The organism is Halomonas sp. H10-59 (genome assembly GCF_040070555.1).
Taxonomy (GTDB): domain Bacteria; phylum Pseudomonadota; class Gammaproteobacteria; order Pseudomonadales; family Halomonadaceae; genus Halomonas; species Halomonas litopenaei.
Map to the genome: position 1 here is coordinate 4,562,812 of NZ_CP098828.1, position 18,854 is coordinate 4,581,665.

General features: G+C 66.3%; 18 protein-coding genes. 16 read left to right on the plus strand and 2 right to left on the minus strand.

Going from position 1 to position 18,854, the window contains the following annotated elements; translation table 11 throughout:
- Positions 1 to 134: 134 nt before the first annotated feature.
- A complete protein-coding gene (locus NFG57_RS19875; protein WP_348815029.1) occupies positions 135 to 1,814 on the minus strand; it encodes a methyl-accepting chemotaxis protein in 1,680 nt (559 codons plus the stop codon).
- Positions 1,815 to 1,940: 126 nt separating this feature from the next.
- Positions 1,941 to 2,276: a flagellar hook-basal body complex protein FliE gene (fliE, locus tag NFG57_RS19880; RefSeq protein WP_045992432.1), complete on the minus strand. Its 336-nt coding sequence runs from the start codon at positions 2,274 to 2,276 to the stop codon at positions 1,941 to 1,943.
- A 254-nt stretch (positions 2,277 to 2,530) separates the two neighbouring features.
- Here fliE and fliF point away from each other — a divergent pair, with 254 nt between their 5' ends.
- The 16 genes from fliF (at position 2,531) to NFG57_RS19960 (ending at position 18,806) form a co-directional block, all read left to right on the plus strand.
- Positions 2,531 to 4,255: a flagellar basal-body MS-ring/collar protein FliF gene (gene fliF / locus NFG57_RS19885; RefSeq protein ID WP_045992433.1), complete on the plus strand. Its 1,725-nt coding sequence runs from the start codon at positions 2,531 to 2,533 to the stop codon at positions 4,253 to 4,255.
- Positions 4,248 to 5,252 (plus strand): flagellar motor switch protein FliG, encoded by a 1,005-nt coding sequence (fliG, locus tag NFG57_RS19890; RefSeq protein WP_045992434.1) that lies wholly within the window; start codon positions 4,248 to 4,250, stop codon positions 5,250 to 5,252. The genes fliF and fliG overlap by 8 nt, the downstream gene beginning before the upstream one ends.
- A gap of 48 nt (positions 5,253 to 5,300) precedes the next feature.
- Entirely contained in the window at positions 5,301 to 6,050 is a 750-nt protein-coding gene (fliH, locus tag NFG57_RS19895) for a flagellar assembly protein FliH (protein WP_045992435.1), read from the plus strand.
- On the plus strand, positions 6,047 to 7,444 hold the full coding sequence (gene fliI, locus NFG57_RS19900) for a flagellar protein export ATPase FliI (RefSeq protein ID WP_348815030.1): 1,398 nt from the start codon (positions 6,047 to 6,049) through the stop codon (positions 7,442 to 7,444). Before fliH ends, fliI begins: the two co-directional genes overlap by 4 nt.
- Entirely contained in the window at positions 7,441 to 7,893 is a 453-nt protein-coding gene (gene fliJ, locus NFG57_RS19905) for a flagellar export protein FliJ (protein WP_108132071.1), read from the plus strand. Before fliI ends, fliJ begins: the two co-directional genes overlap by 4 nt.
- A 17-nt stretch (positions 7,894 to 7,910) precedes the next feature.
- Positions 7,911 to 9,356: a flagellar hook-length control protein FliK gene (locus NFG57_RS19910; RefSeq protein ID WP_348815031.1), complete on the plus strand. Its 1,446-nt coding sequence runs from the start codon at positions 7,911 to 7,913 to the stop codon at positions 9,354 to 9,356.
- Positions 9,357 to 9,593: 237 nt separating this feature from the next.
- Positions 9,594 to 10,082 carry a flagellar basal body-associated protein FliL gene (gene fliL, locus NFG57_RS19915; RefSeq protein WP_045992438.1) on the plus strand — a complete coding sequence of 163 codons (489 nt, stop codon included), beginning with the start codon at positions 9,594 to 9,596 and terminating at the stop codon, positions 10,080 to 10,082.
- A gap of 9 nt (positions 10,083 to 10,091) precedes the next feature.
- Positions 10,092 to 11,138: a flagellar motor switch protein FliM gene (fliM, locus tag NFG57_RS19920; RefSeq protein WP_045992439.1), complete on the plus strand. Its 1,047-nt coding sequence runs from the start codon at positions 10,092 to 10,094 to the stop codon at positions 11,136 to 11,138.
- On the plus strand, positions 11,131 to 11,643 hold the full coding sequence (gene fliN / locus NFG57_RS19925; protein ID WP_348815032.1) for a flagellar motor switch protein FliN: 513 nt from the start codon (positions 11,131 to 11,133) through the stop codon (positions 11,641 to 11,643). Before fliM ends, fliN begins: the two co-directional genes overlap by 8 nt.
- Entirely contained in the window at positions 11,640 to 12,053 is a 414-nt protein-coding gene (fliO, locus tag NFG57_RS19930; RefSeq protein ID WP_045992441.1) for a flagellar biosynthetic protein FliO, read from the plus strand. Before fliN ends, fliO begins: the two co-directional genes overlap by 4 nt.
- Entirely contained in the window at positions 12,053 to 12,847 is a 795-nt protein-coding gene (gene fliP / locus NFG57_RS19935) for a flagellar type III secretion system pore protein FliP (protein ID WP_045992442.1), read from the plus strand. Before fliO ends, fliP begins: the two co-directional genes overlap by 1 nt.
- A 70-nt stretch (positions 12,848 to 12,917) precedes the next feature.
- Entirely contained in the window at positions 12,918 to 13,187 is a 270-nt protein-coding gene (gene fliQ, locus NFG57_RS19940) for a flagellar biosynthesis protein FliQ (RefSeq protein WP_045992443.1), read from the plus strand.
- 55 nt (positions 13,188 to 13,242) lie between these two features.
- Complete coding sequence (gene fliR / locus NFG57_RS19945; protein ID WP_108132067.1) at positions 13,243 to 14,037, plus strand: flagellar biosynthetic protein FliR; 795 nt, start codon at positions 13,243 to 13,245, stop codon at positions 14,035 to 14,037.
- Positions 14,038 to 14,240: 203 nt separating this feature from the next.
- A complete protein-coding gene (locus tag NFG57_RS19950) occupies positions 14,241 to 16,373 on the plus strand; it encodes a capsular polysaccharide biosynthesis protein (RefSeq protein WP_348815033.1) in 2,133 nt (710 codons plus the stop codon).
- 49 nt (positions 16,374 to 16,422) lie between these two features.
- Positions 16,423 to 17,190: an SDR family NAD(P)-dependent oxidoreductase gene (locus NFG57_RS19955; RefSeq protein WP_348815034.1), complete on the plus strand. Its 768-nt coding sequence runs from the start codon at positions 16,423 to 16,425 to the stop codon at positions 17,188 to 17,190.
- Positions 17,191 to 17,498: 308 nt separating this feature from the next.
- Positions 17,499 to 18,806, plus strand: a complete 1,308-nt coding sequence (locus tag NFG57_RS19960) for an autotransporter outer membrane beta-barrel domain-containing protein (RefSeq protein ID WP_348815035.1) — start codon at positions 17,499 to 17,501, stop codon at positions 18,804 to 18,806.
- Positions 18,807 to 18,854 lie beyond the last annotated feature (48 nt).

The following is an 18,854-nucleotide window of genomic DNA, read 5'->3' on the forward strand; positions in this document are numbered from 1 at the left end:
ATCGAGAATGCCTCTTTAGCCCAAGTTTGACGATTACCCCCTTTCGCCTTCCGAATGGCTCCCGGACGGCTCCCGGACGGCTCCCGAATGGCTCCCGAGCGACTCATCGACGATAGGGAAACGGGCCGCGCCCGTCAGGCACTGACACCCTGCGCGAATCGTCTGGCCTGCCGGCGCTCGCGCCAGGCCTGCAGCCCCCGCCACCACGAGCGCCGCGTTTTTAGCATCATCTCGCCGATGCAGGTGTCGTCGTCTTCGTCGGACAGCTGCATGTGCGCGCTGGACTGCCCCAGCGCCAGGGCGGTGCCGGTCAGACGTTCGGCTTCCTCCCGTGAGCGCTCGACCATCTGGGCGTTGCGCTGGGTGACAGCATCGATCTCGGCCATCGCCCGATGAATCTGATCGAGGCCCTGATGCTGCTCTCCGGCGGCCTGTTCCAGTTCTGCGGTTCGGCCCCCCAACTGCCCGACTGCCGCCGCTATCCCCTGGATCGACAGATCGGCGGCGCGGGACTGCCTCGCGCCATCGGCCACGCTCTTGCTGGAAGCACCGGTCAGGCTGCGAATCTCGCCGGCCGCTTCGGCGCTGCGCGCCGCCAGGCCGCGCACCTCCGCCGCTACCACCGCGAAGCCTCTGCCGTGCTCGCCGGCACGGGCAGCCTCCACCGAGGCATTGAGGGCCAGCAGGTTGGTCTGAAAGGCAATATCGTCGATCAGCTTGACCATCGCCTGCACCTGGTCGGCATGGCGCTGGATCTCGTCCATGGCCGCCGCCACCGCGGCAACGCCCTCACTGCCCTTGCTGGCACGCTTGCCCACATCGCCCGCCAGGCGGTTGGCGTCCCCCAGATGCTGCACCGTCTGGGCCACCGTCGCCGTCAATTGCTCGAGGCTGGCGACCGTCTGCTCCAGGGCCGATGCCTGGCGCTGGGTACGGGTGGCCAGTTCGCGACCATCATCGAGCATGCGTTCGGCATTGTGACGCAGGTCATCGCTGGTCTCGCGAATCCCGCGAATGTTCTTCACCAACGCCCGTCGCAGTGACTCCGCGCCCCGATACAGCTGGCCCACTTCGCTGCTGCCCATATCGGGCAGGCGACGCTCGAGTCGGCCCTGGGCCATCGACTCGAAGTGTTCCAGCAGCTGCTTCAACGGGACCAGCAGGTAGCGTCGAACCGTCAGAGCCATTGCCATGGCCAGCACCAGAGCCAGGGTGAGCGCCGCCGCCAGGGCGAGGTTCATGCTGTCTGCCAGGTGCCTGAAGCCGGCAGCCAGTCCCTCTTCCTGCTCCAGCGCCAGGGTGGAAAAGGCCTCCACGCTATCGACAAAGGCCTGGCTCATGCTGGTCAGTCGAGCCTGGCCCGAATCATAGGCGCCAAGGTCTCCCTCCTTGAGCAACATCAGCTGCAGTTCCAGGCCGGTGGATACCAGCGAGCGGAAGTGGCGCTCGAGCGTCGCCTTGGTGTCTGCCTGAGCCTCGCCGACATCGATTGCCATGAAGGCCTCGAAGGCCTCCCTGGCCTCGCTTAGCAACGTCTCGGCAGAAGCGATCACCGGACCCGGTCGATCGAAGGACGGCACCCGCGTCAGCCTGGCCGCCCGATCCATCTCGACGCGTGAACGAAAGACCCTGGTCTGGGCAAGATTGAGCAGACGGAACTGACCGACGTGCTCGTCGCGCATTACATCGAAAGCCTCTCGTCCCTGCTGGTTGGCATAGAGGCCCAGTCCACCCAGTCCGACCATCAATATCAGAAAGAGAGACAACGCCAGCAGCCCGCTGGCACGTATGGAGAGCGTTCGAAAAGACGTCATGGAGCGAATATCCCTGGTTGCCCCGCTTCTCGGGCGAGCGGGTGCCGAAGGAATATCAGCAAAACATTACATAAAGATGTCGGCAGACGATGGGGGGATCGCCGAGGGGGTAGCCGAGCGCGGCACCTACACCTGCATGTTCATCACATCCCTGTAGGCCGATACCAGGCGATTGCGCACCTGCTGGCCCATCTGAAAGGCCACGCTGGCCTTCTGCATGTCGACCATGACGTCGTTGAGCTCGACCCCCGGCACCCCGGCCTGGAAGGCCTTGGCCTGCGAATCGGCGGTGGCCTTGAGCTCGTTGATGCGCTGGATCGACGACTTCAAGGCGTCGGCGAAGCCGGCGTCGGCCTGGGCCGCCTCGGTGTTGCCCCCCAGTGTCGGGGACGACACCTGGCTGGCCTCGCGGGCCATGGTGGTCATCTGGGCAAGGGCCGATTGCATCGCGGGAGTCGACATGACGGGTCCTGTGTCTCGTTGGCCGGTGACGGAGGCGCATCGCCTCCACGACAGCAAGCCTAACAAGAGCGAGCGCACCGTCATCGAAGCAAATGGCCGTCAAAACATGGGCTATTTCGATCATTGGCTGGCCACGGCCCCGGGATAATGGGCATCAACACAGAACCGGGCACCGCCCGCGGCCACCCGACCCACGGACCACCGGTCATGCCAATGAACAGCCCCCATTTGCCGTCCCCCGACGGGAGTCGTCCATGAGCTCAGCGGCCTCCGCCTCAAGCTCCGGCCCCCTGTCCGGGCTGACATCCCGCTTACGCGGCAAACCCCTGATTCCCTTGATGATCGGGGGCGCCGCCGCGATTGCTCTGATCATTGCCCTGGTGATGTGGGCCTCGCGCCCGCAGTACCGAGTCCTGTTCAGCAATCTCAGCGAAGCCGACGGCGGCGCCATCATCACCGAACTCGATAGCCGCGGGGTGCCTTATCGCTTTTCCGCCGGCGGCCACGCCTTGATGGTGCCGGACGACCAGCTGCACACCCTGCGCCTGCAGCTTGCCGAACAGGGCCTGCCCCACGGCGGCAACGTCGGCCTCGAACTGATGCAGGATCAGGCCTTCGGTATCAGTCAGTTCGCCGAGCAGATCAACTACCAGCGCGGCCTGGAAGGCGAGCTGGCCAGATCCATCGCCTCGTTGGGCCCGGTGGCCAACGCCCGTGTCCATCTGGCCCTGGCCAAGGACTCGGTGTTCGTACGCGAGCGTCAGCCGGCCAAGGCTTCGGTGGTGCTGACACTCGAGCCTGGCCGACGTGTCGGCGAGGGTCAGGTGGCCGCCATGGTCCACCTGGTCTCTTCCAGCGTGCCCGACCTGGCCGGTGAAGACGTCACCGTGATCGACCAGAACGGGCGCCTGCTGTCATCTGCCGACGCTGGCGGCCTGGGGCTGGATGGCTCGCAGCTGGACTACGTCGCCGAGATCGAGCGTTCCTACCAGCGGCGCATCGAGGACATCCTGGCGCCGCTGGTAGGCCATGCCAACGTGCGTGCCCAGGTCACCGCCCAGATCGACTTCTCCCAGCGTGAAGAGACCCAGGAGCGCTACACCCCGAACCAGCCGCCCGCACAGGCGGCGGTCCGCAGTCGCCAGACCAGCCTGGACATCAATGGCCAGGGTGACCTGGCCAGCGGCATTCCCGGCGCCCTGAGCAACACCGCGCCAGGTACCGCCGCGTCACCCATCGACAACGGTGATGCCGCGCAGCAGGACAACGACGAGGCCGCCGCCGATACCGCCGAACAGGAAGAGGCGTCACCGCAACGCCTGCGGCGCGATGACGTCACCAACTACGAGCTGGATCGACAGGTATCACATGTGCAGTACCAGAAGGGAGGCATCGAACGCCTGTCCGCCGCGGTGGTGGTGAACTACCAGGACGGCGTCGATGAGCAAGGCGAAGCCACTCTCACCCCCCTGTCAGCGGAACAACTCGCCGAGATCGAGGCACTGGTGCGTCAGGCCATGGGCTTCTCGGAAAGCCGCGGCGACGCCCTGTCGGTGGTCAACAGTGCTTTCGCCCAGGCACCCGAGGTCGCAGCCCCCACCTGGTGGCAGGACCCGATGGTCCATCAACTGGCCAAGGAACTCGGTCGCTATCTGCTGATCATCCTGGCCGTCGCTCTGCTCTACCTGCTCGTGCTGCGTCCGCTGATCCGTCGTTATACCGAGGCTCCGGTGGCCCCGGCCCCCATGCCCAGCGCCTTCTCGGCACGGGTCGGCGACGACGAGAGCGACGACGAAGAGGCGTCCGAGGGTGACAGCGAGACGACCGACGGTGAGGACGCCACCTACGGCCGCGACAACCGCCGCCGGCGCAAGGCCAGCGCCTACGAACAGAACCTCAACGACCTGCGCGAGCTGGCCCAGGAAGATCCCCGCATGGTCGCCATGATCGTACGCAGCTGGATGAACGCCAATGACTAACATCGAAGCCTCGAGCGGCATCCGCCGCAGCGCCGTACTGCTGCTGGCCCTGGACGAGGACAGCGCGGCGGAAGTGTTCAAGTTTCTCAATGCCAAGGAAATCCAGCAGCTATCAAGGGAGATGACCCAGCTCGGGCAGATCTCCCACGAAGAGATGCGTCGCGTGCTGCACGACTTCCACACCGAGACCGAGGAGTTCATCGGTCTCAACATGAACTCCAGCGAGCACATCCGCTCGGTGCTGACCAAGGCGCTCGGCACCGAACGGGCCTCCAGCCTGATCGAGGACGTCCTCGAAACCGCCGGCACCAGCAGCGGCATCGACGCCCTCAACCTGATGGAGCCGTCCATGGTGGCGGAGCTGATCCGTGACGAGCATCCACAGATCATCGCCACCGTGCTTGTGCACCTCGAGCGCCACCAGGCGGCCGACGTGCTCGAGCTGTTCGACGACAAGCAGCGCAACGATGTGGTGCTGCGCATCGCCACCTTCAGCGGCGTCCAGCCGGCGGCACTGCAGGAACTCACCGAAGTGCTCACCAGCATGCTCGACGGCCAGAACCTCAAACGCAGCAAGATGGGTGGTGTACGTACCGCGGCGGAGATCCTCAACCTGATGAACACCACCCAGGAAGAGGCCGCCATCGACACCGTGCGCGCCCACAGCGAGGACCTGGCTCAGAAGATCATCGACGAGATGTTCCTGTTCGAGAACATCGGCGACCTGGACGACCGCAGCATCCAGCTGTTGCTCAAGGAGATCGAGACCAACAGCCTGGTCATCGCGCTCAAGGGAGCCCCGGAAACGCTCAAGGCCAAGTTCCTGGTCAACATGTCCCAGCGCGCCGCCGACCTGCTGCAGGAAGACATGGACGCCAGAGGGCCCATTCGTATCTCCCAGGTGGAGACCGAGCAGAAGGCCATCCTGCAGGTGGTGCGTCGCCTGGCCGACAACGGCGAAATCGTGCTCAGCGGAGGCGACGAAGCCTATGTCTAGGACACCTCGATTCAGTGAACCTGGCACGCCGGCGAGGAGGGTCTCGGCATGAGCCAATGGCGCCGCTGGAACATGGGCGAGCTGCCCGAGGAAGGCGACGACGGCACTACCGAGGCCGCAGCGACCCCGCGCCCGCCCACTCGCCAGGAACTCGACGACGAGCGCCGCCGGGCCCGCGAGACGGGCCACCGCGAGGGCCATGCCCAGGGCCACCAGAAGGGCTACGACGAGGGCTACCAGAAAGGACTGGCCCAGGGCCTCGAGCAGGGCCTGGCCGAGGGCCGCGCCCGCGCCGAGCAGGAGATCGCCGACGCCCTGAACAGACGCTGTGAAGAGGCCCTGGCACCACTTGGCCGACTCGTCGACGAGTTCCGCACGGCACTGTCCGAGCTGGACGATGCGGTGGCCGAGGATCTGACCGATCTGGCCCTGGCCACCGGCCGGCAGCTGGCGGATGACGCCCTCAAGGCCCGGCCACGCCAGGTGGTGGAGCTGGTCCAACGGCTTTTGCACACCGATCCGCCACTGGTGGGACGCCAGCGCCTGTGGCTGCACCCGCTCGATCTGCGCCTGGTGGAGCGCCACCTGGGCGAGCAGCTCGAGGCCGCCGGCTGGACCCTGCGCGCCGACGAGCGTCTGCACCGTGGAGGCTGCCGGGTCAGCGGCGAACAGGGCGATATCGACGCCACCTGGGAGCGTCGCTGGCAGGCGGTGAATCGCCAGGTGCGCAGAAGGGCCCCGCGCCACACCCCCGAACCAGAGGATCATGGCGTCGCCCACGAGGACGATGCGCCATGAACGGCCCCCAGATCCACCAGCAGCGCTGGCAGCACGCCCTCAAGGCCGTCGCCCATCGCGTCGAGCCCCTGCCCATGACCAGGGCCACAGGCCGCGTCGTGCGCGCCACCGGCATGGTCATCGAAGCCGTCGGCCTGCAGGTGGCGCTGGGTGACAGCTGTCGCATCGAGCTCCCCGGCACGGCAGATCATACCGCTGCCGGCTCAGCGCACGACTACGCCGAGGCCGAGGTCGTCGGCTTCGCCGGCGATCGCCTGTTTCTGATGCCGCTTGGCGAGATCAGTGGACTGATGCCCGGCGCCCGGGTGCTGCCCCTGGGCGACGGTAGCGTCAATGCCTCGCGGCGCTTTCCGCTGGGCGAGAGCCTGCTGGGCAGGGTCGTTGACGGCACCGGGGCTCCGCTGGACGGTCTCGATGAGCTGGATGACGCCCCCCGGGCGCCATTGGCCACACCGCCGCTCAACCCCCTGTCTCGTGCTCCCATCGAGGAACAGATCGACGTCGGCATCCGCGCCATCAACGCCCTGCTCAGCGTCGGCCGCGGCCAGCGCATGGGCCTGTTCGCCGGCTCCGGCGTCGGCAAGTCGGTGCTGCTCGGCATGATGGCGCGCTACACCCGAGCCGACGTCATCGTGGTCGGACTGATCGGCGAACGTGGCCGCGAGGTCCAGGACTTCATCGACAACATCCTCGGGCCCGAGGGCCGGCGACGTGCCGTGGTAGTGGCGGCCCCCGCCGACACCTCGCCACTGCAACGACTCAAGGGCGCCGCCTATGCCACCCGCCTGGCCGAAGGCTTTCGCGACGACGGCAAGAACGTGCTGCTGATCATGGACTCGCTGACCCGCTACGCCATGGCCCAGCGCGAGATCGCCCTGGCCATCGGCGAACCTCCGGCGACCAAGGGCTATCCGCCCTCGGTGTTCGCCAAACTGCCGGGGCTGGTGGAGCGCGCCGGCAACGCCGAGCCCGGTGGGGGATCGATTACCGCCTTCTATACCGTGCTGACCGAAGGCGACGACCAGCAGGACCCCATCGCTGACTCCGCCCGCGCCATCCTCGATGGCCACGTGGTGCTGTCGCGCAGCCTGGCGGAATCCGGCCACTACCCCGCCATCGACATCGAAGCCTCGATCAGCCGGGCCATGAACGCCATCGTCGACGACGGCCAGCGCCGCCAGGCCCAGGGATTCAAGGCCATGTTCTCGCGCTACCAGCGCAACCGTGACCTGATCAGCGTGGGCGCCTACCAGCCCGGCCACGACCCTCGCCTGGACGAAGCCGTGCGCCGCTATCCGGATCTGGAAGCCTTTCTGCAACAGCGAATCGACGAATGCGCCACCCTCGAGGCCTCGCGTCAGGCGCTCTCGTCCACCCTGGGAGGAACCCCATGAGAACCCCTCTGGACACCTTGACAGAGCTGGCCCGGGACGCCCGCGACCAGGCGATGCAGCACCTTGCCAGCGCCCGCCGAGACGAGCGTCAGGTCGCCGATCAGCTGTCGTCGCTGGAACACTACCGACAGGAATACGCCGAGCGTCTGCACCAGAACATGCGCAGTGGCATCGATCCGGCCACCCTGCACAATACTCAGCGCTTCCTGCTGTCGCTTGACGATGCCCTGGCCACCGCACGACGAGCGCTCCAGCAACAGCGCCAGAAGGTCAGCGACAGCCAGCGCGAGTGGCAACACGAACAGCAGCGCCTCAGCGCCTACGACACCCTGGCCGAACGCCGTGCCCAGGAAGGCCTGCGCCTGCAGGCCCGCCAGGAACAGCGCTCCAGCGACGACCTGATCAACAGCCGACTGCAGCGCGGCAGCGCCATGCCCGGCGGCTACTGACCTTAAAGGAACTCACCATGGACCTCACCCTGTTGGGCCTGGCAGGCCCCGTTTCTTCCCAGGCCAGTGGCAGCAAGGGCGCCGCCGCACCGGTCGGTGGCGACTTCGCCCAGCGCCTGGCCGCACTCGGCGGCCAGGCGGCCCCCCTCGACAATACCGGGCGTCCCGCCAATGGCCAGACCAGCGACAAGGCGTTCAGTGATCAGGACCATAGCGAGCCCCAGGACTGGACTCTGGCACTGCTGGCCGTTGCCTCATCGGCCCCGGGCCCCCACGGGCAGCCCGCTGCTGGCGCAGACCAGCTGGCGTCATCAGCACTCGGCGCACCAGGCTTGAACGGCGCACCGCGGGACGCTACAGGCGCAGCGCTTGCCGGGCAGCTCCCCGGCGGGGCGCATGCACTGCTGACACAAGGCGGCGCCGCAAGTCAGCAGGCACTGCCGCTGGACGTCGCAGCCCAGGCCACACCGGCGCTCTCGACGTCTCCGCTATCAGGGCCGTCGGCGCAGTCTCAGCTTTCGCCCCAGGTTCGGGCCCAGGCCCAGGTCCAGGTCCAGGTCCAGAATCAGGCCCCAGCACTGCAGAGCGCCGCCCTCGACGCCACCGCCGCCACGGAAAATGCGCCCGCCCAGTCACGCCTGGCACAGGACGCGCTCCCGGCGCTGCATCGACTCCCCAGGGCCGAGCATCCGGTGGATCGCGCTCCCTCGGCGGCGCAGCAGGCAGCCATGGCCGCCGGCAGCAATGCGCAGGGTAATTTACAAGGACAGGCACCCGTTGCCCCGGCGGGCCTCGCACCCGGCGCCCTGGCTCCAGACACGGCCGGCTGGATGGCCCAGGGCACAGGGTCAGGCGCTGCGGAACTGCGTCCCGGCGAGATCCTTGCTGGCGCTGCCCGGGGCGAGGCCGACGCTTCGCTGGATGCCGTGCTCTCGCCCACCGCCTCACAGGCACGGGGCGCGTCGCCCTTTGGCTCCTCCCTGGCCGCCGCCATGCCCCCGGGTACCAATGCCTCACTGTCATTCAACCAGGCCGCCTGGCCGCAGCAGCTCGGCCAGACCCTGGCAAGACTGACCAGTCAGGGCGGTGCGGGCGAACAGCAGGTCGAGTTACGCCTGCACCCTGCCGAACTCGGCTCGCTGGGGGTGACCCTCAAGCTGGGCGAGCACGGTGCCCAGGCCCAGTTCTTCTCGGCCCACGCCCAGGTGCGCCAGGCCCTTGAGCAGGCCATTCCCCAGCTTCGCGAAGCCCTGGCCGAACAGGGCATCCAGCTCGGTGACGCCTCGGTGAGCGACCAGGGCGCACAGTTTGGCGGCCAGCAACCCTCGGACTCTCGCGGCCAGACATCGCTGGCAGCCTCCGGCCAGGGCAAGGGCGAGTCGATGGAGCCGGCCACCACGGCAAGCTCTGCCCCTGACCAGCGCCACGACTCAGACGATGGCCGCGTGGACATCTACGCCTGACGCATAGGGCTGGGTACGCGCCTGGCCTGCGCCTGACCCACGCCCTTCCAGGCACCCCCTGCCGCTACACAGCGTGAGCGGCGGGGCTCTCCCTCACAAATACCCAAGATAGGCACGAACTCGGTGCCTGTTCTCGCCATCGATCGCCGATGCCTGACGGCATACTAAAGATGTGGCACGCCCGCACGCTAGTACATTACCGCCCCTCGAGGGGCCACAGGCTCAGGACTTCAGGACATGGCGAAATCTCGACGGCTCATCTGGTGTCTGGTGATCCTGGTCATCCTCGCATCCTTCGGTGCCGCGGCCGGGTTCTACCTGCTGTACCAGGAAAAGGCGCACGCAGAATCAGCAGACACCTTCGGCGAGCACATGGCCCAGGCCAGCACCGGCGCGGTCGAAGATACGGCGCCCATCTACCTGAAGCTGGAGCCCTTCACCGTCAACCTGGCCGAAGACAACGCCGGACCGCGCCTGTTGTACGCCGGCCTGACCCTCAAGCTCAGCGATGACGCTAGCCTCGAGACGCTGGAACAGCACCGTCCCCAGGTGCGTAACCAGCTGTTGTTGCTGCTGTCGGACCGCGAGGCCGAGACACTGGTCAGCGCATCGGGCAAGAAGGCCCTGGCCGAGGATATCGTCGCCACCCTGGAAGACGTGCTCGGCCCCGAGCGTCCGCGCATCCATATCGATGATGTGCTGTTCACCGAGTTCATCGTCCAATAGGTCGCCCCCATGTCTCAAGACGATCTCCTGTCCCAGGAAGAAATCGACGCACTGCTCAAGGGCGTCAGCGGCGACGACGATGCCGAGGGCGAAGACAACGCAGCTCGAGGGCGCTTGCGCCCCTTCGATCCGGCCAATCAGCAGCGCATCATCCGCGAGCGTCTGCAGGCCCTGGACATCATCAACGAGCGCTTCGCCCGTCACTTCCGCACCGGCATGTTCAACCTGCTGCGGCGCAGCGCCGACATCAGCGTCGACGCCGTGCGCTACCTCAGCTACAGCGAGTTCTCGCGCAACGTGCCGGTGCCCACCAACATCAACATCATCGCCATGAAACCGCTCAAGGGCTCGGCCCTGATCGTGTTTCCCCCGAGCCTGGTGTTCATGGTGGTGGACAACCTGTTCGGCGGTGACGGCCGCTTCGTCACCAAGTCCGAAGGGCGCGAGTTCACCAATACCGAACAGCGCATCATCCAGCGCGTGCTGAACATGGCCATCGATGGCTACAGCGAGGCCTGGAAGTCCGTCTACCCGCTGGACATCAGCTACCTGCGCTCGGAGATGCAGTCCAAGTTCGCCAACATCACCAACTCGCCCAACGAGATCGTGGTCAGCACCAGCTTTCATCTGGAGGTCGGCAACCTCTCGTCCAGCTTCCAGATCTGCATGCCCTACAGCATGATCGAACCGCTCAAGGACCTGCTGACCAACCCGTTGAGCGAGAACAGTCGCGACAAGGACGGCGCCTTCCACCGGCGCATGGCCGGCGAGCTGCGTCATCCAGAGGTAGAGCTGGTGGCCAACTTCGCCACCATCGACTCGCGCATCGCCGAGGTGATGGCGCTGAAGGTCGGTGACATCCTGCCGCTCGAACTGCCCGATACCGTCACCGCCCAGGTCGACGAGGTGCCGGTGATGGAATGCGAATACGGCAGCCAGCGCGACCAGCGCGCCCTCCGAGTCCTGCGGATGTTCGACCACGCCGCCGGTCACCAGCCCAGCAACGCCTTCGTCAAAGGCTCTCGGCCTCCTTCCAAGGAATCGCACCATGACTGACCCCAATAAACCCGACTCCCCTGTCGGCGACGACGACTGGGCCGCCGCCATGTCCGAACAACAGGACGATGCCACCAGCGATGGCGCTCGCGAGGACGACCCCTGGGCCGATGCCATGGCCGAACAGCAGGCCGCCGAGGAGAACCCGGGCGAGCAGGCCTCAAGCGATACCCCTGCCGCAGCGCGCGCCGCAGGAGACAGCGTGTTCCGCCCGCTCGGTGAAAGCACCTCCTCCAGCGCTGCCCGCGAGCTCGACATGATCATGGATATCCCGGTCAAGCTGACCGTGGAGCTTGGTCGCACCCGCCTGACCATCAAGCAGTTGCTGGAACTGGCCCAAGGCTCGGTGGTGGAACTGGAGGGGCTGGCCGGTGAGCCGATGGACATCCTGATCAACGGCTACCTGATCGCCCAGGGCGAAGTCGTGGTGGTCGAAGACCGCTACGGCATCCGTATCACCGAGATCATCACCCCCTCAGAGCGGGTGCAGAAGCTCAACCGATGAACGAGACCACCTCCAGCGCCGCCGTCGACGGACTGGCCCAGGGAGGCGACAGCCTGCTGGGGCTGGCCATGCTGGGCAAGACCGCCGCCGCCCTGGCACTGATCATCGCCATCCTGCTGGGGCTTTCCGCCTGGCTGAAGCGGCGGGGCGGCGGCTTTCACGGCCAGCAGTCCCGACTCAAGGTGGTCGGCTCCACCGCCGTCGGTCAGCGCGAGCGCGTGGTGGTGGTCCAGGTCCAGGATCGCTGGCTGGTGCTCGGCGTCGGCGGCGGTCAGGTCAATCGGCTGGACAGCCTGCCCGCTCCGACCGACGAGGCGACGCCCGCCCAGCCGGACGCGCCGCAGGGTGACAGCTTTGGCGAGCGCCTGGGCCAGGCTCTCAAGGCCAACCTTGGTCGGCGAGAGCGGTGATGCGACAGTTGATACTTCTTCAACGCAGCCTCTACTCCCGTCCCTGGACGCCACTGGTGGCCAGCCTCGGACTGGCCCTGGTTGTCTGTCTGCTGGCTGCCGGCCCGGCCCAGGCCCAGCAGATCCCGGGCCTGATCAGTGAACCCATGGCCGACGGCGGGCAGAAATGGTCGCTGTCGCTGCAGACCCTGCTGCTGCTCAGCGCCATGGCCTTTCTGCCCACGGCGCTGCTGATGATGACCAGCTTTACCCGCATCATCATCGTGCTGAGCCTGCTGCGTACCGCCATGGGCACCGCCTCGACGCCACCCAACCAGGTGCTGCTGGGCCTGGCGCTGTTTCTGACCGCCTTCATCATGTCGCCGGTGCTCAGCGACGTTTACCAGGACGCCTGGCTGCCACTGTCCACCGACGCCATCGATTTTGGCCAGTTCATCGAGCTCGCCCAGCAGCCCTTTCGCGAGTTCATGCTGGGCCAGACCCGAGAGCCGGACCTCGCCATGTTTGCCCGCCTGTCCGAGGTCGGCCCCCTGGCCGGTCCCGAGGACGTGCCGTTGCAGGTGCTGGTACCGGCCTTCGTCACCAGCGAACTGAAGACCGCCTTCCAGATCGGCTTCACCATCTTCATCCCCTTTCTGATCATCGACCTGGTGGTCGCCAGCGTGCTGATGTCACTGGGCATGATGATGGTCCCGCCGGTGACCATTTCGATGCCGTTCAAGCTGATGCTGTTCGTGCTGGTGGACGGCTGGCAGCTGATCATCGGCTCGATGGCGGAAAGCTTCTATTTATAGGCCCCCGACGACAGGGCCCCGGCACAGGCCTACGGGCCCAGACAAGGCGGCGCCAGCAAGGAGACTCGTCATGCATCCCGAAACCGTCATGAGTTTGGCCTACCAGGGCATGCGCGTGACCCTGCTGCTGGGTGCGCCGCTGCTGCTTACCGCGCTGTTCACCGGCCTGCTGGTCAGCCTGTTCCAGGCCGCTACCCAGATCAACGAGATGACGCTGTCGTTCATTCCCAAGATCCTGGCCGTGTTTGCCGTGCTGGTGCTGGCCGGTCCCTGGCTGCTGCAGCTGATCATCACCTTCACCCGGGAGCTGTTTACCAGTATCCCGGCGCTGGTGTCCTGAGCCGGGCCACCTGCGCTGAAGCCACCGGCCCTATCCCCGAGGCGCCCGCGTCCTGATGGTCGAGATCACCTTCACCCAGCTGCATGCCTGGCTCAGCCTGTTCCTGTGGCCGTTCATGCGCATCACCGCGCTGATGCTGAGCGCCCCCCTGTGGGGCCACAGCGCGGTGCCTACCCAGGCCAAGATCGGGCTGGCCGGTGCCATCAGTGTGGTCATCTCGCCGATGCTGCCACCGCTGCCCGATGTCCCGGTGGCCTCCTGGGCGGGCTTCGGCCTGGTGGTCGAACAGCTGATCATAGGCGTGGCCATGGGCCTGTGCGTGCGGGTCATCCTGGTGGTGGTACAGGCCACCGGTGAATTTATCGGACTGCAGATGGGCCTGGCCTTCGCCACCTTCTTCGATCCTTCCAGCGGTACCAACATGGTCGTGATCTCGCGCTTTCTGTACATGATCACGCTACTGATGTTCCTGGCGGTGAATGGCCACCTGATCGTGCTGGAACTGTTGATCACCAGCTTCGAGACCCTGCCCATCGGCATCCAACGCTTCAACCCTGAAGCCTTCATCCTGCTGGCCCGCTACGGCGGCACCATCTTTGCCACCGGCCTGCTGCTGGCGCTGCCGCTGGTCGCCCCGCTGCTGACCATCAACCTGGCACTCGGCATCCTCAATCGCGCCGCGCCCCAGCTGACCGTATTCAATATCGGCTTCCCCACTTCTCTCAGCGTCGGCCTGGCACTGCTGATGGTCCTGATGACCGACCTCGGTCGCTTTCTGCAGCGCCACTTCCACCAGGGTCTGGATTTCCTGCAGTCGCTGCTCGACACCCTGGCGCCCCTGGCAAGCTGACGCTGCCGGAAGCGATTGGAAGCGACGGGAAGCGACGAGAAGCGACGAGAAGCGACCTGCAGCCAGGCGCGATATAAGACTCGCGAACGACCCCGATCAAGCCGAGACTCACCGGGCTGCAGGCAGCGGCACACCCGAGACCAGGGCGGCTAGCGCCACGCTGATACGATGGACCCCCGATCATCGGCGAGATGCAGGCACGCATGGGCGCTTCACCACACACGGACGAGCAGGACAGGCAGCCCACCGCCCTGACGGCGAACTATGCCTCGACAGACAACCAGGCCCTGACAGACAACCAGGCCCCCACAGACAACCAGGCCCTGACGGCGACCGATGCGCTGGCCCGGCTGCCGATACTCGCCCCCTGCCTGCCGGAATTTTCCCGCATACGGCCCTGGCGTCAGCGCCACCGTTGCCGCCCCGCCGCGGTGCTCGGCTGGGGCAACCGGGGGACCACCCGTCGCGCCAGGCGCCTGGCGACGGACAAGGGCCTGCCCTTCGTCGCCCTGGAAGACGGTTTCCTGCGCTCCTGGGGGCCCGCCGACGAAGGCTTCGCCAGCCTCTCCCTGGTGGTGGATCATAGCGGCATCCACTACGACGCCTCCCGGCCCTCCGATCTCGAGACCCTGATCAACCACGCCGACATCGACGCCACCGAGGAGGCACGGGCCAACGCCTTGATGGCGCGCCTGCGGCTCGCTCGACTGTCCAAGTACAACCACGCCCCCGACATCCGCCTGTCCGAATCATCCCGGCCCAGGGTGCTGGTGGTGGACCAGACCCGGGACGACGCTTCCATTGTTGGCGGCGGGGCCTCGGAGGCCACCTTTGTTGATATGCTTGAACAGGCCCTGGAAAGCCATCCCGAGGCCGAAATCCTGGTAAAGGTCCATCCCGAGGTGATCGCCGGGCGACGCCAGGGCCACCTGCTGGGGGCCGCCGGCCGTCCCCGCTGCCGCCTGATCACCGACGACATCAATCCCTGGGCCCTGTTCGACGTGGTCGAGGCGGTCCATGTGGTCACCAGTCAACTCGGCTTCGAGGCGCTGCTGGCGGGCCTGCCGGTCACCTGTCACGGCCAGCCGTTCTATGCCGGCTGGGGCCTAACCCAGGACCGACAACGCTGTGCGCGGCGTCAGCGACCGGCATCCCTGGCCCGGGTATTCGCCGCCGCCTACCTGCGCTACACACGCTACGCCAACCCCTATACCGGCGAGCCAGCGACGCTGGGCGACACCCTGGACCTGCTGGAGGATCAGCGCCGTCAGATACAGCGCGGCGCCGGGCACTGGCGATGCTACGGTCTGTCGCGATGGAAGCGCGGCTTCGTGACGGACTTCCTCGGCCCCCTGTCGCGGGTCGAACAGCTGCCACTGAGCTCGCTGAAATCGACCGATTCATCGTCTGAAACGGCATCCGACCCAGCACCCACGCCAGTGAATCATCTGGTGTGGGGCAGCCAATATCCCCGAAGAGACGATGTCCATCGCATGGAAGACGGTTTCCTGCGCTCGGTGGGGCTCGGTATCGATCTCACTCGGCCGCTGTCGCTGGTCATCGACGGGGCCGGCATCCACTACGACCCCACCCGTCCCAGCGAGCTCGAGGAACTGATCGAGAATGGCGAGTTCAGCCCGCGGGACCACCTGCGCGCACGCAGGCTGATCTCGCGCCTGGTACAACGGGGTCTGTCCAAGTACAACGACGGCCACGACGCCTCGCCCAAGCCCGGTTTGCCGGTGCTGCCCAGCGATCGTCCCCGGCTGCTGGTGATCGGCCAGGTGGAAAGTGACGCTTCGGTACGTCACGGTGCCTGCGAGATCCGCACCAATCGCGCCCTGCTTGCAGAGGTGCGCCGCCGCCACCCCAACGCCTTCCTGCTCTATCGTCCCCATCCGGACGTGGTCGCCGGCGTACGCCAAGGCGAGCAGGTTCCCGCCGAGGCCTACGATGTGCTGGCAGCCGAGGGCAACATCACTGCCCTGATCGATCGGGTCGACGAGGTTCATACCCTGACCTCCCTGGCGGGCTTCGAGGCGCTACTCCGCAATCGCCCGGTGATTACCTATGGCCTGCCTTTCTACGCCGGCTGGGGACTGACCCGGGATAAGGCAGCGACACCCCCTCGGCGATGTCGGCGCGCCACCCTGGAAGAACTGGTCGCAGCGGCACTGATCCACTATCCCGGCTACGTGGACCCCGCTACCCGCCAGCCGATCAACGTCGAGACCGCGATCACCTTGCTCGAGCGCCAACGCCAGCAAGGGCCAAGGCTGAGGCTGTGGCAACGCCTCTACCGACACGTCCGGCACTATCTGTACGGGCGCTATTGAGACGGAGCGCCAGTCCTTGCCCCTTTTCCACCACAGGAGGACTCGACAGATGACGGCCCCCCAGCGCCTGATCCTGATTACCGGTGCCACCGGCGCCATCGGCGGCGCCCTGGCGCGCCACTACGCCAGGCCAGGGCATCATCTGGCGCTTCATGGGCGTCGCCAGGACACGCTGGCAGAGATAGGGCAGCGCTGTCGCGACCAGGGCGCCGAGGTCAGCCTGGCGAGCGGCCCCCTGGAAGACAACGACGCGCGACAGGCCTGGCTTGCGGGGCTGTCACGGACGCCGGATATCGTGATCATGTGCGCCGGCATCAACACCGGCGTGGTCGATCGCCGCGACGGCGAATCGCTTCAGGCAGGACGTCAGCTGATGGAAATCAATCTACGCGTGCCGATGGAAATGGCGCGCCAGCTTGCCCCTGCCATGCAGCGCCGAGGCCGCGGCCAGCTGGTCTTCATCAGCTCGCTGGCCGCCTGGCATGGGCTGCCGGTCACCCCCAGCTACAGCGCCAGCAAGGCTGGCATCAAGGCCTACGCCGAGGCTCTGCGCGGAGGACTCGCCAGCGATGGCGTCGGCGTCACCCTGGTGATGCCAGGCTACGTGGATTCGGCCATGGCCCAGGCGATGCCCGGCCCAAAGCCATTCATGTGTTCCCCCGAAAGGGCGGCTCGGCGCATCGCCAGGGCCATCGACGCCAATCGCCCCAGGGTCAGCTTCCCGCTGCCACTGTGCCTCGCCACCCAGGGACTGACCCTGTTGCCGCCGAGGCTGGCACAGGCCTTGATGCGATGGTTCGGCTACGGCGTGTCCTGATGTCGTCGGCACTAGGCACCAGGGAAGCAGTGGCCACATAAGCCCCTGCTGCTGATGCCCGAATTTCATCAATCACGTCGGTCTTGCCACCAAAACTTGCCGATAAAACGCCAACTTTCCCTCGCACAGGCATTATCTGCACAGGATTTCGCACACCACGCCCCTTGATGCTTAACAATGGCCGTCACTCATGCCAACCCCTGAAGTCGACGTCATCGCCCCCTGATCTTCACGATCGCCCCGCCAGCGTCAGACGCTACGCCAGACATCCTGGCAGGAAGCCGGCTTCGCCCATCAAGGATGATCCCATGCACAAGCCACAGTTCTCCCCGCCCCGCAGGACTCCCTGCCATGCCGCCTCAATGCTGTGTGCCTGGCGATCCCTTCCCCTCGCCCTGATCCTTGGCAGCGCCTCGTCGAGTGCCCTTGCACTTGACGTCGACCTCGCGCCACTCGACCAGAGCCCCACCACCTTCGTCGACACCCTGGAAGATCGCCCCCTGACCCTGGAGTTGCTCGGTCAGCAGGCAGTGACAGGAGGAAGCCGTGTGTTCGTGCGCATCAATGACAGACCCGTCACCCTGAGGCTACCTGCGGGCATCACCCTGGCAGAGGTCGATGGTCAGACCCCGGTGGTGCTCACCGACGGCGAAGGCAAGGTGCTGCTCGCCGGGCGCCTCGATGCGCTCGGCCGTGATGGCACCCTCGCCCTGGCCGATGCACTGGGCCTGCTGGAACTCGACCAGACCCTGTACGGCGCCCAGAAACAGGCTATGGCCCAGAACTTCCGGCCGGTCACCCAGCGCATCGACGCCACCATGGCGCCACTCGGCGACGGCCCCTATCAGCGTCCGCCGGGGATAAGTGTCTGGAGCACCGCCGAGATCGGCGATCTCGACGGCGACACCCGAAGTTCGGACTACTCCGGCGATGGCAAGGTCGCCCTGCTGGGCATCGACTACCGCTACCGCAACCTGCTGGTCGGCGTGGCCGCCGGCAAGAGCGAGATGTACCTGGATGGAAAAAGTGGAGGCCACACCGACCTGGGCGGCGAGATGGTCGCGCCCTACGCCGCCATCGCCCTGCTGAACGACCGCCTGGTGCTGGACGCTACCTTGCTGTTTCAGGACCTGGACGGCAACGCACGACGCGACTATCTGGTCGAGGGCATCGATCTCGACGGCGATCGCTGGGGCGCTCGCGGCGCCGCCACCTACCACCTGCCGAGCTATCAGCTGACGAGCCAGCACCGGATCGACTCAAGCCTGACCCTGGGCGGGACCTATCTGGATGACGATGTGGATGGTGACTACCTGCAGGGGGAAACCGACTACGGCGAAGAAACCGGTGAAGTCTTTGCCGGCGTTCGTCTGGGTGCCGACGTCTTCACCGGCCGCCTGTTCGGTGGCCTGCTCTACCACTACGACGTGTCCAGCGACGTGGACGACGACGCCGACTTTCTCGAAGGGAGCGATGACGATCGTACCGTGCTGGAGCTCGGTGCCACCCAGCGACTAGGCCGCGGCGTGGACGTTACCCTCGCGGGCCAGGCGACACTGGGCAGCAGCGCTACCGAATACGACATGATCAGCGCCTCGCTGTCCTACGACTTCTAGGCCTTCCAGGACCGCCTGGCGCACGAGGCGTAGGCCCGAGTATTCAAA

What these genes read in the sequence shown, in the direction of transcription:
- fliR (WP_108132067.1), top strand. Translation starts at nt 13,243, where the DNA reads ATGGTCGAGATCACCTTCACCCAGCTGCATGCCTGGCTCAGCCTGTTC.
- fliE (WP_045992432.1), bottom strand. Translation starts at nt 2,276, where the DNA reads ATGTCGACTCCCGCGATGCAATCGGCCCTTGCCCAGATGACCACCATG.
- fliH (WP_045992435.1), top strand. Translation starts at nt 5,301, where the DNA reads ATGAGCCAATGGCGCCGCTGGAACATGGGCGAGCTGCCCGAGGAAGGC.
- fliF (WP_045992433.1), top strand. Translation starts at nt 2,531, where the DNA reads ATGAGCTCAGCGGCCTCCGCCTCAAGCTCCGGCCCCCTGTCCGGGCTG.
- NFG57_RS19955 (WP_348815034.1), top strand. Translation starts at nt 16,423, where the DNA reads ATGACGGCCCCCCAGCGCCTGATCCTGATTACCGGTGCCACCGGCGCC.
- fliO (WP_045992441.1), top strand. Translation starts at nt 11,640, where the DNA reads ATGAACGAGACCACCTCCAGCGCCGCCGTCGACGGACTGGCCCAGGGA.
- NFG57_RS19950 (WP_348815033.1), top strand. Translation starts at nt 14,241, where the DNA reads ATGGGCGCTTCACCACACACGGACGAGCAGGACAGGCAGCCCACCGCC.
- fliQ (WP_045992443.1), top strand. Translation starts at nt 12,918, where the DNA reads ATGCATCCCGAAACCGTCATGAGTTTGGCCTACCAGGGCATGCGCGTG.
- fliL (WP_045992438.1), top strand. Translation starts at nt 9,594, where the DNA reads ATGGCGAAATCTCGACGGCTCATCTGGTGTCTGGTGATCCTGGTCATC.
- fliG (WP_045992434.1), top strand. Translation starts at nt 4,248, where the DNA reads ATGACTAACATCGAAGCCTCGAGCGGCATCCGCCGCAGCGCCGTACTG.
- fliM (WP_045992439.1), top strand. Translation starts at nt 10,092, where the DNA reads ATGTCTCAAGACGATCTCCTGTCCCAGGAAGAAATCGACGCACTGCTC.
- fliN (WP_348815032.1), top strand. Translation starts at nt 11,131, where the DNA reads ATGACTGACCCCAATAAACCCGACTCCCCTGTCGGCGACGACGACTGG.
- NFG57_RS19910 (WP_348815031.1), top strand. Translation starts at nt 7,911, where the DNA reads ATGGACCTCACCCTGTTGGGCCTGGCAGGCCCCGTTTCTTCCCAGGCC.
- fliI (WP_348815030.1), top strand. Translation starts at nt 6,047, where the DNA reads ATGAACGGCCCCCAGATCCACCAGCAGCGCTGGCAGCACGCCCTCAAG.
- NFG57_RS19960 (WP_348815035.1), top strand. Translation starts at nt 17,499, where the DNA reads ATGCACAAGCCACAGTTCTCCCCGCCCCGCAGGACTCCCTGCCATGCC.
- NFG57_RS19875 (WP_348815029.1), bottom strand. Translation starts at nt 1,814, where the DNA reads ATGACGTCTTTTCGAACGCTCTCCATACGTGCCAGCGGGCTGCTGGCG.
- fliP (WP_045992442.1), top strand. Translation starts at nt 12,053, where the DNA reads ATGCGACAGTTGATACTTCTTCAACGCAGCCTCTACTCCCGTCCCTGG.
- fliJ (WP_108132071.1), top strand. Translation starts at nt 7,441, where the DNA reads ATGAGAACCCCTCTGGACACCTTGACAGAGCTGGCCCGGGACGCCCGC.